A 16,032-nucleotide genomic window follows, 5' to 3' on the forward strand; every position below is an offset into this window, starting at 1 on the left:
CAACCAATATGTTTTATTAAAATAACATTTTTAAATATTTTCTGACTCTTATTGAAACGGGGAGACCGATAAAAAAGGCAACCTCTGAGAGAGATTGCCTTCGTTTATCTTTCCTTAGTTAAGAACGGGTACCGTAAAGGAAGAGAGCGGTTTTGAGTATAGTTTGGTTCTGTTTTCACGCTGATCAAAAAATACAAGAAGCAGCGATGGTTTAGAAATAATGTCGCCTGTTTCTTTGTAGACTTCATAGTCAAAAGGCAGAATTTCAAGAAGCGTATGCTTATACAATTCTTTTTCTGATAACTCTTCTGCTACAAAGGCTTCACCCATTACGCTTGCATCTGCTGAGATTTGGCGATAATAGTGTGAGCGAATAGGCTTGTCTGTTAAGTCATTCCACCATGGCTTACGTGGTTTGAACTTTTGTTTTTGTAGATAATCAAGCTTCATGAATCCAGAGATAATGTGATGATCACTGAAACCTTCCGTAAGTAAATATTCATCCAAGCGTTTAAAGAGATCTTCTAGCTGATGACCAATACGTGACCAGCCCTGCTCGTCCCAATACGTGCCAAAGCCTTGGAAAAAGTCGAACGGCGTTTCATACACATGCTTGACTAAGAATTCAATCGTATGATCCACGCGATGATCGTTCCAGTACTTCTCCAAAATGTCTTCAACCTGTTTAATACGAATAACATCTTCGAATGAAAGGACGTTATTTCGAAGAATTTCGTACGGTGAGTGATCCATGTATACGTAGTCGTGCTGATCAGCACGAAGGCGCAGTCCTGTTCCACGAAGCATTTTTAAGAAGCCAAGCTGCAACTCTTCAGGACGGAGCGCGAACACGTCGTTAAACGTATTTTTAAAGGATGCATAATCTTCATCAGGAAGACCCGCAATTAAATCAAGATGCTGATCAATTTTGCCGCCGTCTTTTACCATCGTGACCGTACGAGTAAGCTTTTGGAAGTTTTGCTTTCGCATCACAAGCTCGTTAACGGCATCATTTGTAGACTGTACACCAATTTCAAAGCGGAACAGACCTTTTGGTGCATTGTCATTAAGGAATTGAATAACTTCAGGGCGCATAATGTCCGCTGTAATTTCAAACTGGAATACGGTTCCCGGAAGATGCTCATCAATTAGAAACTGAAACATTTCCATAGCATAGCTACGGCTAATATTAAATGTACGATCCACAAATTTAATGGTTTTTGCCCCGTTTTGCATTAAGAAGCGGATGTCGTCTTTTACTTTCTCACGGTCAAAGTAGCGAACGCCTACTTCAATAGAAGAGAGGCAGAACTGACAGCTGAACGGACAGCCCCGACTTGTTTCAATATACACCACGCGTTTTGAAAGCTCGCTGCGATCCTCTTCAAAGCGGAACGGAGACGGCATTTCTTTTAGGTCGATTTTATTACGCTGTGGGTTAATGACTTTCTCTCCGTCGCGTCGGAATGCAACGCCGCTTACGTTCTCATAGTTTCCTTCACCCTCAATTTCACGAAGGAGCTGTGTGAACGTTTCTTCACCTTCACCGATTGCGATAAAGTCAGCATCTGGAATACGATCAAGCCATTGACTTACATCGTACGTTACTTCAGGTCCACCCAGAATAATCTTTACCTCTGGTTTAATTTTCTTCAGTAACTTCACCACTTTAATTGTTTCTTCGATGTTCCAAATGTAGCAGCTGAATCCAATTACATCAGGATTTCGCGTATATAAATCAGTGACAATATTTAAAATAGGGTCTTTAATTGTATATTCAGCCATTTCTACCGCAAATTCAGGTTCGGCATAAGCTTTTAAGCAGCGAAGTGCTAGGCATGTATGAATGTATTTAGCATTTAATGTACTTACGACAATATTCATTAAAATTACGAAACCTCCTATCAAATATAACGCTCTATTGTATCACATTTTTGCCAAAAAAAGCGTAAGAGATAACAAAAAAGCACGGCTTCTCTTTTTAATCTCGTTCACCAAGGTACATAATAGAGAGGGAAGTATTTTTGTCCTCGGTTTCAGTGAGGATGAATGGGGAATACTACAGGAAATAGTGTTATGCTTTTCCAACAAGACAGAACGTGAGATAATACAATGTGGTCAATCGACACAGGTCGTGATGATGAAAGGAGCTTATAACATGAGTGAATTACAACGTAAAATTATTGAGGAAATGGAAACAAAGCCTCAAATTAATCCACAAGAAGAAATTCGCCGTAGCGTCGATTTCTTGAAATCGTACATGAAAAAAAATAGCTTTCTACGTACGTTTGTACTAGGAATTTCAGGCGGTCAGGATTCTACTTTAGCTGGTAAGCTAGCACAGCTTGCTGTGAATGAATTGAATGAAGAAGCAGGAAAAGAGCACTATCAATTTATTGCGGTCCGTCTTCCTTACGGGGTGCAAGCGGACGAGCAAGATTGCCAAGATGCGCTCCAGTTTATTCAGCCTAGCCGTAGCGTAGCAGTTAACATTAAAGGTGCAGTTGATCAAGCAGTAGAAGCAGTAGAAGCTGCAACAGGTGAGAAGGTTTCCGATTTTAATAAAGGAAACATCAAAGCACGTCAGCGCATGATTGCTCAATACGCAATTGCAGGATCATCGAATGGCGTAGTTATTGGAACAGATCATTCTGCAGAAGCAGTAACAGGCTTTTATACGAAATACGGTGACGGCGGAGCAGACTTAGTACCTCTTTATCGTTTAACAAAACGTCAAGGGAAACAGCTGTTAAAAGAGCTAGGCTGCCCAGAGCACCTCTATATGAAAAAGCCAACGGCTGATCTAGAAGAAGATCGTCCACAGCTTCCAGATGAAGAAGCATTAGGGGTTACATATGAGCAGATTGATGAATATTTAGAAGGACAAGATGTTGGGGAAGAGGCAAGCAAAACGATTGAAGGTCATTACTTGAAGTCTCAGCATAAACGCCACATGCCAATTACGGTATTTGATGATTTTTGGAAATAAAGAGTAGGGAGAAGGTCGTGATTTTGGTCACGGCCTTTTTTTACAAAAGATAGAAAATTTAGTAAATGTAGTCTAATTTTCATAAAAGCAGACGATATAATAAGTGTAATTATATCGTCTGCTTTTTTTATGTCATGAATAGGAAAAAAGATTCATTTTTTTAGTGAAATAATATTTATTATTATCTAAAAATTTTCTATAATAGGAAAATAATGAAAAGAGTAGGGTGAAAGGGGATTGTAAAGCGTGAAAAAACAGCGTGAAAAAAAAGTGCGTGCAAAAAAAGAGAAAAAGCACAAAAACGCAAGTAAGCCCAATAACCGTGGGAGGGAATGGTTCAGTAGAGTATTTAACCGATTAACGCTCGGAAAAAAATATGGACTAGGTATGCTAGTAGTAATCGTGTTATTCTCCTTATCGATCATTGCTACGTTTGTTTCATTGACAGTCGTTAAGCGCGACGTAGGAAATGAAATGGACGGAAGTGAACGATCGATTACGATCGTCAACATGCAAAAACAATTCCGTGAACAAGGAAATATTATTAATAGCTATATTTTAGATAGCAATCCTGCTCATATTGATGAGATGAGACGAAATGATCTGGCGTTTAAAGAGTTGTCAAAAACACTAAAAAGTTCGATGAGTGATAAAGAACATCAAACAAAATTGACACAGATTTTAAGTAACGAAGATAAAATTGTAAAGTTATTTAATAAAGATGTCGTTGATGGTGTTGTAGCACAAAATAAGTTGGCGTATACGACGGCAAAAATGAGAGCCGATCAAATTATTACGGATAACGTAATCACGCTTGATTCACTTAATGAAATTATTCAAAGTGAACGAGATACATATGTCAATCGTGCGCAGGCTATTTTAAGTACGGCAGGTTTTATTCTATTAGGAGCCCTTGTCGTATCCATTATTATTGGATCAGGCATTATGATTGTGATTACGAGAACGTTAAACAAACAGCTAGGAATTCTCGTAAAAACAGCGAAACGGATTGCACAAGGAGAGCTGAATGTTGAACTGCCGCATTACAACGGAAAAGATGAGATTGCACAGCTCAGTGATGCGGTAGATATGATGAGGCAAAACTTGCAGGGAATGATTCAAGAAATTTCAGCTGTTTCTACTCATGTAACAGAAAAAAGTGAAGAATTGACGAAATCGTCTAGCGAAGTAAGACAAGCGAGTCTACAAATTGCTACTACGATGACACAGCTGTCAGCAGGAGCAGATGATCAGGCTAAGACAGCTTCAAATATCGCAGAAATGATGGATGGATACGTAGATAAAATCAATCACGCCACCATCGAAAGTAAAGATGTTCAGTCCGTATCTACAACGATTCTACACATGACGAAAGAAGGAAACACGTTAATGAATGAATCAACGGTGAAAATGGAAGATATTCATCGTCTCGTGAAAACGTCCGTTGATAAAGTAAAAGGATTAGATGCTCAAACAAAGCAGATTTCAAAATTAGTGAACGTAATTCGAGATATTGCCGATCAAACGAATCTTCTAGCGTTAAACGCAGCCATCGAAGCAGCACGCGCAGGTGATCACGGTCGTGGGTTTGCAGTAGTAGCTGATGAGGTGCGCAAGCTTGCTGAACAGGTGTCACACTCCGTTTCAGATATTACAAGCATCGTAAAAGGAATTCAAGCGGAGTCACACGAGGTAGTGTCTTCGTTAGTAGAAGGGTATGAACAAGTAGAAAGCGGAGCAGGTCAAATTCAGCACACGGGTAAAACGTTCCAAAACATTCACCAGTCGATTACGAATATGGATAAAAGCATCGTAACAATGACAACGAATTTAAACGATATCTCGAACGTGACGTCTAAAATCAATGAGTCGATTGAAAGCATTGCATCTGTTTCAGAGGAATCCGCAGCAGGAATTGAACAAGCTTCTGTCTCTGTTCATCAGTCAAATGCATCCATTGAGGATGTATCTGATAACTCAGCTTATTTGGCGCAGCTAGCCGATCAGCTCAATCAGATGCTCTTACGCTTTAAGCTCTAAGAATAAGCTAGATGGCATAACGCCATTTAGCTTATTTTTTTATAAAAATGGAAGCGAACGCTGTCTCTTTTTTAGGAAGAAAGACGGAGGGAATCGAAATTTCTAAGATTTTCTCCTCAGAAATAGAAGGGTATTGATCGAATCTGTAGAATAATGTGATAGCGTTGTTTAAATGTGAAAGGAGACAAAGCACGTGACCGAAAATAAAATGGTAACAGTAAAAAAAGGGATCACGGAACCATCTCGTCTTCTTAGTATGGATTCATTTCCTTCTAATGAACAAGTATTTAACTACGAACTATACCAGGATATATTCAACCAGGCAGTGGACGGGATTATTATCTTTGATGAACATGGATGGATTTTGGAAGTAAACCCTGCTTTTTGTAATCGAACATCTTATCAGCGTGAAGAATTACTTCGTATGAAGATTGATGGAATGGTCGATGAGAAGTTTCAATATAAAATACACAAGCTGTTAAAGCTTCTTCATAAAAATGGGCGTGCGAGAGGCGAACTTCCTGTCAAGCTCCATAATGGAGAAGAAAAATATTTTGAATTTATTACCACGACGCATGTTGAACAACACTATTACATGTCCATTATGAGAGACGTAACAGAAAAGCGATACATGGAAAAACAGCTCGCCAAAAGTGAACAAAAATTTCGCGAAGTGTTTGAGAATGCCCTTGATTCCATTATCATTTGGGAAGATAATGGACGAATTGTTGACGCTAATTTAGCCGCTGAACGTACGTTTGAGCTCCCTCTTTATGAGCTAATCGGAACGAATCTTCAGCGCTTTACCGATACCGGTAAAAGTGACGTATCATCCATTGTAAAAGAGTTTTTTAACAATGGAGCCATTCGGGAAGAATTATTATTTTGCATGGGAAATGGTCAAAAAAAGGAATTAGAATTTACGGCCAAACGTGGAGCCATTGAAGGATATAATATTGCTATTTTTCGAAATGTAAGTGAACGAAAGCGAATGGAGCGGGATCTACGTCAAAATGAGCAGAAATTCCGTAAAATGTTTCACGGTTCGCTCGACGGGATCGTTTTGTGGGATGAACAAAAAAGGGTTGTTGATGTGAATTCCGCAGCTTGTAACATTTTTGATCAGTCGATTGAAGAGCTCAGAGGGAAAAAAATATGGCAGTTTATACACAAAGATTCTTTTGAAGAGCTAGATTCTCACTGGCAGACGCTTGATAATAGTGGGGAAGCAGACGGTGAAATTTTGTGCGTTACGACGGGGAATGAAGAGAAAATCATTGAGTTCTCGATTAAAAAAGATATCATGCCGGGTCTCTACATGACGATTATTCGAGATGTAACGGATAAAAAGCAGTTACAAGAGCAAATACGTAAATCAGACACGCTTCAAGTCGTGGGGCAACTTGCCGCTGGTATTGCTCACGAAATACGTAATCCGATGACGGCTTTGAAAGGGTTTATCCAGCTTCTTCAGGATAACATTAATCAAGAAAATGCGCTTTATTTTGATGTGATTACCTCTGAACTGCACCGGATTGAAACAATTATTACAGAATTTTTGGTCCTGGCTAAACCACAGGCCATTCGATTTGAGAAATATCCAGTCATTAAAATCGTGCGTGAGACGATCGATCTTTTAGGCGCACAGGCGCTGCTTGAGGATGTGCAGTTTTTACCGATATTTGACTATGATCTCCCACCGATTTATTGTGAATCACATCAGCTTAAACAAGTATTCATTAATATTATCAAAAATGCTATTGAAGCGATGAAAAACGGTGGGTTTATTACGATTAAGGTCAGTCGTTATGATGAGGCGAATATTCTCGTATCGATTAAGGATGAAGGGGAAGGCATACCACCGGATCGTGTAAAGAGTCTCGGAGAACCATTTTACACGACGAAGGAAAAAGGAACGGGTTTGGGGCTAATGGTGTCCTATAAAATTATTAAAGAGCACAAAGGCCGTATAGAAGTAGAAAGTGAAATTGGATCAGGAACAACATTTGATATTATTCTTCCTACAGTTTTATAATGGCAATATGAAGGGAGATACAGCGATGTATTACTATAAAAAGATAACAACTCCCATTTTCAAAGAGCTTCATCTAGTGGCAACTGAAAAGGGAATTTCTCATATTTTTTTAACAGAAAACGAATTTGAACAGTTTCAAGCGAATGCAAGTATTCAACGGGATGATGTAGGGTATACGGAAGAGGCCGTACAGCAGATCGAAGAGTATTTTGCAGGTAGCAGAAAGGCGTTCAATCTTTCAATTGATCTGCAAAAAGGGACAGCGTTTCAACGCGAGGTGTGGCGAGCGCTGTCTGAAATCCCTTTTGGGGTAACAAAGTCTTACCAAGACGTTGCGACGCTTATTGGGAGACCAAAAGCAGTACGCGCTCTTGGTCAGGCAAACCGACATAATCCATTACCTATTGTCGTTCCGTGTCATCGAGTCATTGGAAAAGATCGGCGTTTAACAGGATATGCGGGAGATAAATTGGCTGAAAAAGAGCAGCTTCTTGCATTAGAGGGAATTTTAGTTGTAGAGGGTATGATAAAAGAGGGGCAATGATTACCATTGGCCCTCTTTTAACTGATATTTGATAGTTCTTTGTTGACAGAAATATTGATTTCTAAAAAACCTTTGTCTTCAAGCTTCAGAGGTAGTTTAAATAGTAAGTGTTGGTGCGGCGTATGAGTGTAGTTAGTGAGAAAGGTTGGTGGTGTTATATCAATATTAAGTTCATGTTGAGTTGCTTCTGTCGCAAAGTTTCCTGCTAGCATATTTCCTAGTTCACACGTAAAGGATTGCAGCATAGAGCCTTCTACAGCCATGCCAAACATAGAGGTAGCTAAATTAGACAGAGTTACTTCATCGCTTTTAATTAAGAGTTGTCCCGTAATGTCACCTGTTAGACCGATCGATACGATGCATTCGGCTGGTAGTACTTTTGGTGCGTTTTCGGTATCAACAGTAAGTGTAGTTGGAATAAAACTTTGAAAAGATGTGACAGCTTTTTCTAATACAACAGACATTGATGCTTTCATTTTCTCACCTCGATCATGACTTTTGAACTGATTCTATAATAACACAAAAAAACCAAATTTCGACTATTATTTACAGAAAAATGAATAAAAATTAATATATTTTGATTTTAATTAGTCAGAAAAGTTAATATTTTCAGTTTTAAAGAGTTGAGATCACCTGTTTTTAAAGCTTTACAGTAAAAAAGTCACGTTTACCTATCAGGAAACGTGACTTTTTTATGCATGATTAACTGAATAAAGCCGCAATCTCGGATGTGAAGTCATCTTTTAAAATTCCTTTTTCCGTAATGATGGCTGTAATCAGTTCATTCGGAGTGACATCAAAGGCTGGATTGTACACATGAATCCCATCAGGTGCGATTTGCTGACCGTGAATATGGGTAATCTCTTCTGGGCTACGTTCTTCAATCGGAATGGAAGAACCGTCTTCAATACTTGTATCAAACGTTGACAGAGGAGCTGCGACATAAAATGGAATGTCAAAAGCCTGGGCAAGTAGAGCAAGACCATATGTCCCAATTTTGTTTGCCGTATCACCATTAGCGGCAATGCGATCCGCTCCCACAATAATGGCGTTTACACCTTTTGTTTTAATGGTGTGTGCAGCCATGCTGTCTGTAATGAGAGTGACGTTGACCCCAGATTGTTGAAGCTCCCAAGCCGTTAAACGAGATCCTTGTAAAACAGGGCGTGTTTCACAAGCAAAGACTTCTAGCGGAATGTCCCGTTCAACGGACAAATGAAACGGTGCAAGCGCTGTTCCGTAGTAGGCGGTTGCGATTGAACCGGCATTGCAAATCGTCATAACTCGGTCATGTTTTGAGAAAAGAGAGAGTGCGTGATCACCAATTTGATAGCACACTTCCTCATCTTCAATTTGGATACGAATGGCTTCGTGTACAAGTGTCGTTTTTGCTTCATTTAACGATTTTACGTTGGCAATACTCGTTGTTAAGCGATCGAGCGCCCAAAATAAATTAACGGCTGTTGGACGAGAGCTTGCTAAATAATCACGGTCCTTTTGAAGCTGTGTTTCAAATTCTTCGCGTGTTTCAAATTCGTAGGACTGAGCAGCAAGCGCTAATCCAAATGCAGCTGTAATTCCAATGGCGGGTGCTCCTCTTACTTTTAAAGAGACGATCGCATCCCAAACATCTTCAATGCTTTGTAATTCAATGTATTCAACCGCTGTCGGTAAAAGCTGCTGATTTAATAATGTAATAGATGTTTCCTTCCATTCCACAGAACGAGGAACACTTAATAAATTTGTCATACGTTTTTCTTCCTTTCTAGACTCAGTTAAGCCGTTTGTTTTACTAAGTCTTCTAGCTCAGCCGGTGATGAGAGTGTTGTTTGTGATAAAAGTAGCGCACGACCTAGTCGTAAAGCTTGTCGCTTTGTTGCAATTCGCTTTTCATAAGGTTCAATACCATCTAAATCAGCTACGTGGGCTAAACCAATGGTGCGTCTAATAACCTCGCACCCCGCAAACCCGATTGCATCTTTCCAAATACGTTGAAGGACGTAATCCAGGTAGCCTTCTGTTTTTGTGTAGTGGTCACGACCTTCATTTCTCCATAGCGTTGAAAAGGTTTGAGAGAATACTTCCCACGTCTTTGCAATATGTGCATATAGCACATTGCGGCTTTCCTCTTTTTGTGAAAGGGCGTTTAGCAATAAATTGGCTACGAATTGGCCAAGATCAAATCCGAGTGGACCGTAAAAAGCAAACTCGGGATCAATAATTTTAGTTGTATGAGAATCTGCAAATATACTTCCTGTATGAAGGTCTCCGTGTACGAGCGCTTCGCCACTTGTCTTAAATTTTTGCTTTAGTTTTGCGACCTCAAGTTTTACAGCAACATCTTCCCATAATTTTTCTACATCCTGTTTTAATTCAGGTTCAAAATCATTCGTATCGTGATCAAAAAATGGGTCGGTAAAGACTAAATCCTCTGTAATTTTGCATAAGTCGGGATTAATGAATGATTTAACCGATTCCTTTTTTGCCTTTGCATCAGCGGAAAAATCAGACGTGTAAAACAGAACGTTCCCGAGAAACTCCCCAATATGCTGTGAAAGAAGAGGGTATGATTCTCCTTCAATAAGTCCTGCTCGAGAAATTTGCAGATGTGATAAGTCTTCCATCACCGTAATAGCAAGCGTTTCGTCTGTGTAATACACTTCAGGCACGTACTGCGGCACATACTTTGCAAATTCAAGTAAAGCATTGCTTTCAATTGTTGCTCGCTTTAATGTAAGAGGCCAGCTTTCACCGACTACTTTTGCATACGGTAGTGCTTGTTTAATAATGAGGCCCCGATTCGACTGATCACTTGTAACATGAAACACGAGATTTAAATTCCCATCTCCAATTTCACGGCATGTTAGCGCTTCTTGCTCGCTAAATAGCTGAAGTTTTTTGGAAAGCTTAATGGCTGTGATTTCTGTTAATGGTTCATACACTGCTTGTTGTGTTACGGACATAATATAACCTCCTGAATATTAATTATTTTCTGAACGAATAAAATAAAGGGAATTTTCAATGAATAAAGTGTGGAATAAATCGTGTACGAGCAAGAGGCGATAAAAAAGCCTCTTTCGTAGTGAAAGAGGCTTGAAGTCGAAACGTCAAACCTCTTATCTACCAGAAAGAACATCTTTCTGTTGGAATTAGCACCGTGCCTTACAGAAACAACGTGGTTTCTGGCGCCAATTGAAGCGCCCCATTTCACAATGGTATTATGGTCGGTTGCTGGGCATCACAGGGCCAAATCCCTCCGCCAGCTCTTGATAAGAGTTTGTTATTTGCATATTTTGTTTGGAAAATTAAAACTTCTGTTGAGAATATTAACAGCTAAAATGGAATGATGTCAACTACTTTTGAAAAGAAAATGAATAAAATTCAGTTCGGCGATCGGAAAAAATAGGAATTTGCTTGCGAACAGAAGCGACGAGTTGGGGGTCAATAATTCCACTAATCATCTCCTCTTGTTCACCTGCTTCAGCCACAATATCTCCCCACGGATCAATAATGAGAGAATGTCCAGCAAATACGTTGTTTGGATCGCTTCCTGACCGATTACAAGCGACCACGTAGCATTGATTTTCGATTGCTCTGCTAATCAAAAGAGCCTTCCAATGCGCAAGACGAGGAAGAGGCCATTCGGCTACAACAAACAAAACTTCCGCTCCTTTGCTTGTGTGCACGCGAATCCATTCGGGAAAGCGAATGTCATAACAAATCATGCCGGCGCATGACGTATCCTCAAGCGTAAACATATTTTCTGTTTTGCCAGAAGTTAAATAGAGATGCTCGTCCATCAGCTTAAACAAATGAAGTTTATCATACGTTCCGATCTGCTCGCCTTCTTTGCTGAAAATGTACATCGTGTTCGCAATGCCCGCGCCGTGATCGTTGGCGACCGAGCCACCGACGATGGCTACGTGATGTTTTTTTGCAAACGAAGATAAAAATGCTTTTGTTTTTTCGCCGTTTTGATCAGCAATTTCCGGTAGTCGGGTTAAGTCATAGCCCGTTGTCCATAGCTCTGGTAAGACAATGACGTCAGGTTGTTCGTGAAGCGCTTCTTCTAGTTTGAGCGTCGCTTTTTTTATATTTTCCTCAGGCTGTCCGAATGCAATGTCCATTTGTATACATACTACTTTCACTACGCGTTCCTCCTAAAGTGTACCTAAAAGATAAAGTGTCTAGTAATCTTTTAATGTTCGCTCCTCATTGCCTATACACCTCTATAAAAGTGAAAAGAACGTGATGAGGTTCTGTCGATAAAAAAGGCTTTACAAGTTGCTGATAAGGATATATCATTTTTCACTAGAATTTCAAGAAAATTTTGAGAAGGTGTAAAATATGGTGCAATTTCAACAATCAGACTTATTAAAAAAATTACCAAAGCAATTTTTTGCTTCACTAGTGGCAAAAGTCAGCAACGTAGTAGCCCAAGGGCACGACGTCATTAACTTAGGACAGGGAAATCCAGATCAGCCAACACCTACACATATCGTCGAAGCATTAAAAAAAGCAAGTGGCAATGTGGATTATCATAAATACTCACCGTTTCGCGGGCAAAAATTTTTGAAAGAGGCGGTTGTCACATTTTACGAGCGTGAGTATGGCGTAAAGCTTGATGCCGAAAAAGAAGTGGCGATTTTATTTGGTGGCAAAGCAGGGCTTGTGGAAGTTCCTCAATGTCTCCTTAATCCAGGGGATACGGTACTCGTTCCAGACCCCGGTTATCCGGACTATTGGTCAGGCGTGGAGCTAGCTCGTACAAAAATGGAGATTATGCCACTTCGAGCGGAAAATCATTTCTTACCAGATTACGAGGGAATTAGTGAAGATGTGAAAGAAAAAGCAAAGCTGATGTTTTTGAACTATCCAAACAATCCAACAGGTGCGGTTGCGACAAAGGAATTTTTTGACGATACGATCTCCTTTGCTCGTGAGCATGATGTATGTGTCGTACACGACTTTGCTTACGGAGCAATTGGCTTTGATGGTCAAAAGCCGATAAGCTTTCTAGAAGCCGAGGGTGCAAAAGACGTCGGTATTGAAATCTATACATTTTCCAAAACGTTTAATATGGCAGGGTGGCGAATTGCATTCGCTGTTGGAAATGAGAGCGTCATTGAAGCAATCAATCTTCTTCAGGATCATTTATATGTGAGTATCTTTAGCGCTGTACAAGAGGCAGCAGCGGTTGCGCTTCTTAGTTCGCAGGAATGTGTCACAGAGCTAAACGCGCTCTATGAATCTAGACGTAACGTATTCATAAATGGACTACAGGAAATCGGTTGGAAGGTAGAAGCACCAGCAGGATCATTCTTTGCATGGCTGCCTGTTCCAAAAGGATATACGTCACAGCAGTTTTCAGATTTATTGCTAGAGAAGGCCAAGGTAGTCGTAGCGCCAGGAAACGGGTTTGGAGAATACGGTGAAGGCTATGTGCGAGTAGGGTTACTGACGGAAGAACATCGACTTCAAGAAGCCGTTAAGCGCATTAAGGAACTACAGTTATTTAACGTCTGAACATGAATAAAAAAACACTGAAAATTTTAAAGATACGGTATTGACAATTTTTAATAATGCTGTCATAATCCAAATTACATGCGAACCAAGCAGGTAAATAATTCAAAACATTAACACGTATGCGTTTATTAGAAACGTAGTTTATTAAATAAATATGACACTATCTTATCAAGAGCAGGTGGAGGGACTAGCCCTATGAAGCCCGGCAACCGACTTAATAGACTTATTAAGCACGGTGCTAAATCTTGCAGCATATTGCTGACAGATAAGAAGAGTACAAGAGCGCCTCTTCTTATAATTTTAGAAGGGGCGCTTTTTTTGATAGTGTTTGAAAGGAGTTTTACGACATGAGTGAAGTCATCGCAAGTTATTTAATTCATGATTCTTCAGGGGATTTCGAAAAAAAGGCAGAGGGCATTGCCCTTGGTTTAACGGTAGGTTCATGGACGAATTTACCTCTACTAGAACAAGAACAGCTTAAAAAGCATAAAGGACGCGTCGTCTCCATTTCTGAATTAGAGACGTGTAATCGCGTAAATCAATACGCAGGGGAACAGCTAAAGCAGGCTATTGTTAAAATTGCATACCCGGCAGCAAACTTTTCGCGCGATCTACCTGCTATTTTAACAACGGTTTTCGGAAAATTATCGCTAGATGGAAAAGTGAAACTAATTGACTTAGACTTTTCAACGGACTTACTACAAGCATTTCCTGGGCCACGTTTTGGGATTGACGGTATTCGCCGTTTAACAAACGTGTCTGATCGACCGCTCGTTATGAGTATTTTCAAAGGCGTGATCGGTCGTGATCTCGATTATCTAGGAACACAGCTGCGCGAGCAGGCACTTGGTGGAGTCGACCTTGTGAAGGACGATGAAATTTTATTCGATAGCGATTTAACGCCATTTGAAAAACGCATTACAACCGGAAAAGCGATTTTGGACGGAGTTTACGAGGAAACGGGCCACCGAACGCTTTATGCGGTTAATTTAACAGGTCGTACATACGATTTAAAAGAAAAAGCGAAGCGAGCAGCAGAGCTAGGAGCGGACGCATTATTATTTAACGTATTTGCTTATGGACTTGATGTTCTTCAAGCACTACGTGAGGATGATGAAATTGGCATTCCACTGATGGCTCATCCCGCTGTGAGCGGAGCGCTAACGCCTTCTGAGTTTTATGGATTTTCTCATGGACTGCTTTTAGGAAAGCTGCTTCGCCTAACAGGTGCGGACTTCTCCCTATTTCCATCACCGTACGGAAGTGTGGCTCTCCCGTTTGAAGAAGCCATTAGCATCGGAACAGAACTGACAACTCCGAATCACTACGTGAAGCGTTCGTTCCCAGTTCCATCAGCAGGTATTCATCCTGGACTTGTCCCACTTTTAGTTCGTGATTTTGGAATTGATTCAGTTATTAATGCCGGCGGCGGTGTTCATGGTCATTCAGACGGAGCAGTTGGGGGAGGTCAGGCATTCCGTGCCGCTGTGGACGCATCGTTGAAGGGAATCGATTTACGTGATGCAGCCGACACATCAGATGCTTTGAAGAAAGCCCTTGATCTATGGGGAACGGTGGAGGTGCACGCATGAGAAACCTCATCCTGTTTTGCGATTTTGATGGGACGATTACCAATACAGATAACATTATCGCCATCATGAAACAATTCGCCCCACCAGAATGGAATGCCATTAAAGATGACGTTCTTGCACAGCGCGTTTCCGTGCAAGAAGGAGTAGGAAAGATGTTTTCTCTTCTTCCATCTTCACTGAAGAACGAAATCATTGAATTCCTACTGAAAAAAGCAGAAATTCGTGAAGGTTTTCAAGAGTTTGTGGCTTTTGCGAGAGAGAAGGGGCTGCCGCTGTATATCATAAGCGGAGGCATTGATTTTTTTGTAGAACCGCTTCTTGATGGATTAGTTGAGCCGTCTTCTATTTACTGCAACGGATCCGATTTTAGCGGCGAAAGAATTCGTATTACATGGCCTCACGACTGTGATGAACATTGTGACAACGGCTGTGGCTGCTGTAAACCGTCCCTTCTCCGCGACTTGGCTCACGGTGATGACTTCAAAGTGGTCATTGGGGATTCTATTACAGATCTACAGGCCGCGAAGCTTGCTGATGCTGTTATTGCCCGCGACTTTTTAATTGAGAAATGTGAGGAGCTTTCCATCCCTTACCGTCCGTTTTCAACATTTCATGACGTGAAAAATCATGTTCAAGAGCTGTTAGAGGTGCGCGTATGAGTTTACTTATAAAGCGCTGGCATGAGCTAGCAGACGTAAAAGAAGAACTAGCGGACCGAGATTGGTTTATGGGCACGAGTGGAAATCTTTCCATTCGTGTAGGCTCTCATCCTACGACCTTTTGGGTAACGTCAAGTGGCAAGGATAAGCGAAAGCGGACGAGTGAGGACTTTTTATTAGTAGACGGTGTGGGAAATCCTGCGGAGGAGACGGATTTAAAACCATCGGCAGAGACGCTTCTTCATGTAAAAATCTATGAACGCACACAAGCAGGCTGTGGCTTGCACGTTCATACGATTGATAACAACTTAATTTCAGAGCTATACGGAGATGAAGGTGAGGTCGTCTTTCAAGGTCAAGAGATCATTAAAGCACTCGGTCTTTGGGAGGAAGATGCCATCATAAAAGTTCCGATTATTCCGAATTATGCGGACATACCACGTTTAGCTGAAGAGTTTGCATCGCATATTCACGGTGATCAAGGTGCCGTATTAATTCGCAATCATGGTATTACCGTATGGGGACGAACGGCGTTTGAAGCAAAGAAATTTTTAGAGGCGTATGAATTTTTGTTTAGCTATCAGTTGAAATTGCGTCTTGTACAGCGTGATTTTCAAACTAATTAATAGAATTAACCATTAGGAGGA

General features: G+C 40.6%; 13 protein-coding genes and 2 riboswitches. Of the genes, 8 read left to right on the forward strand and 5 right to left on the reverse strand.

Annotated features, from left to right (window positions below; all coding sequences use genetic code 11):
* Positions 1 to 114: 114 nt before the first annotated feature.
* A complete protein-coding gene (locus tag AMD01_RS01625) occupies positions 115 to 1,884 on the reverse strand; it encodes a B12-binding domain-containing radical SAM protein (protein WP_053399639.1) in 1,770 nt (589 codons plus the stop codon).
* 274 nt (positions 1,885 to 2,158) lie between these two features.
* Between AMD01_RS01625 and nadE the strand changes: the two genes are divergently transcribed.
* The 4 genes from nadE (at position 2,159) to AMD01_RS01645 (ending at position 7,608) form a co-directional block, all read left to right on the forward strand.
* The gene (gene nadE / locus AMD01_RS01630) at positions 2,159 to 2,989 is read left to right on the forward strand and encodes an ammonia-dependent NAD(+) synthetase (RefSeq protein ID WP_053399640.1); all 831 of its coding nucleotides are present in this window, start codon (positions 2,159 to 2,161) and stop codon (positions 2,987 to 2,989) included.
* Between the two features lie 246 nt (positions 2,990 to 3,235).
* Positions 3,236 to 5,029 (forward strand): methyl-accepting chemotaxis protein, encoded by a 1,794-nt coding sequence (locus AMD01_RS01635; RefSeq protein WP_053399641.1) that lies wholly within the window; start codon positions 3,236 to 3,238, stop codon positions 5,027 to 5,029.
* Positions 5,030 to 5,222: 193 nt separating this feature from the next.
* The gene (locus AMD01_RS01640) at positions 5,223 to 7,064 is read left to right on the forward strand and encodes a PAS domain-containing sensor histidine kinase (protein WP_053399642.1); all 1,842 of its coding nucleotides are present in this window, start codon (positions 5,223 to 5,225) and stop codon (positions 7,062 to 7,064) included.
* A 25-nt stretch (positions 7,065 to 7,089) separates the two neighbouring features.
* The gene (locus AMD01_RS01645; RefSeq protein WP_053399643.1) at positions 7,090 to 7,608 is read left to right on the forward strand and encodes a methylated-DNA--[protein]-cysteine S-methyltransferase; all 519 of its coding nucleotides are present in this window, start codon (positions 7,090 to 7,092) and stop codon (positions 7,606 to 7,608) included.
* A gap of 17 nt (positions 7,609 to 7,625) precedes the next feature.
* Here AMD01_RS01645 and AMD01_RS01650 read toward each other — a convergent pair whose 3' ends face one another.
* The 4 genes from AMD01_RS01650 to AMD01_RS01665 all read right to left on the reverse strand — a co-directional run bounded on the left by AMD01_RS01650 (position 7,626) and on the right by AMD01_RS01665 (position 11,735).
* Complete coding sequence (locus AMD01_RS01650; protein WP_053399644.1) at positions 7,626 to 8,084, reverse strand: chemotaxis protein CheX; 459 nt, start codon at positions 8,082 to 8,084, stop codon at positions 7,626 to 7,628.
* Between the two features lie 226 nt (positions 8,085 to 8,310).
* The gene (gene mtnA / locus AMD01_RS01655) at positions 8,311 to 9,357 is read right to left on the reverse strand and encodes an S-methyl-5-thioribose-1-phosphate isomerase (RefSeq protein WP_053399645.1); all 1,047 of its coding nucleotides are present in this window, start codon (positions 9,355 to 9,357) and stop codon (positions 8,311 to 8,313) included.
* Positions 9,358 to 9,383: 26 nt separating this feature from the next.
* Positions 9,384 to 10,571 carry an S-methyl-5-thioribose kinase gene (gene mtnK / locus AMD01_RS01660; protein ID WP_053399646.1) on the reverse strand — a complete coding sequence of 396 codons (1,188 nt, stop codon included), beginning with the start codon at positions 10,569 to 10,571 and terminating at the stop codon, positions 9,384 to 9,386.
* A gap of 150 nt (positions 10,572 to 10,721) precedes the next feature.
* Positions 10,722 to 10,884: riboswitch (SAM riboswitch) on the reverse strand.
* A 77-nt stretch (positions 10,885 to 10,961) separates the two neighbouring features.
* Complete coding sequence (locus tag AMD01_RS01665; protein WP_053400092.1) at positions 10,962 to 11,735, reverse strand: carbon-nitrogen family hydrolase; 774 nt, start codon at positions 11,733 to 11,735, stop codon at positions 10,962 to 10,964.
* Positions 11,736 to 11,955: 220 nt separating this feature from the next.
* Between AMD01_RS01665 and AMD01_RS01670 the strand changes: the two genes are divergently transcribed.
* From AMD01_RS01670 to AMD01_RS01685, 4 genes are all read left to right on the forward strand, one after another.
* Positions 11,956 to 13,134 (forward strand): pyridoxal phosphate-dependent aminotransferase, encoded by a 1,179-nt coding sequence (locus tag AMD01_RS01670; RefSeq protein ID WP_053399647.1) that lies wholly within the window; start codon positions 11,956 to 11,958, stop codon positions 13,132 to 13,134.
* A gap of 162 nt (positions 13,135 to 13,296) precedes the next feature.
* A riboswitch (SAM riboswitch) is annotated at positions 13,297 to 13,406 on the forward strand.
* 75 nt (positions 13,407 to 13,481) lie between these two features.
* Positions 13,482 to 14,726, forward strand: a complete 1,245-nt coding sequence (gene mtnW, locus AMD01_RS01675) for a 2,3-diketo-5-methylthiopentyl-1-phosphate enolase (RefSeq protein WP_053399648.1) — start codon at positions 13,482 to 13,484, stop codon at positions 14,724 to 14,726.
* Positions 14,723 to 15,385 carry a 2-hydroxy-3-keto-5-methylthiopentenyl-1-phosphate phosphatase gene (locus tag AMD01_RS01680; RefSeq protein ID WP_053399649.1) on the forward strand — a complete coding sequence of 221 codons (663 nt, stop codon included), beginning with the start codon at positions 14,723 to 14,725 and terminating at the stop codon, positions 15,383 to 15,385. The genes mtnW and AMD01_RS01680 overlap by 4 nt, the downstream gene beginning before the upstream one ends.
* The gene (locus AMD01_RS01685; protein ID WP_053399650.1) at positions 15,382 to 16,011 is read left to right on the forward strand and encodes a methylthioribulose 1-phosphate dehydratase; all 630 of its coding nucleotides are present in this window, start codon (positions 15,382 to 15,384) and stop codon (positions 16,009 to 16,011) included. Before AMD01_RS01680 ends, AMD01_RS01685 begins: the two co-directional genes overlap by 4 nt.
* The last annotated feature ends 21 nt before the right edge of the window (positions 16,012 to 16,032 follow it).

The sequence above is a fragment of the Priestia koreensis genome (assembly GCF_001274935.1).
In the GTDB taxonomy this organism is placed as follows: Bacteria; Bacillota; Bacilli; order Bacillales; family Bacillaceae_H; genus Bacillus_AG; species Bacillus_AG koreensis.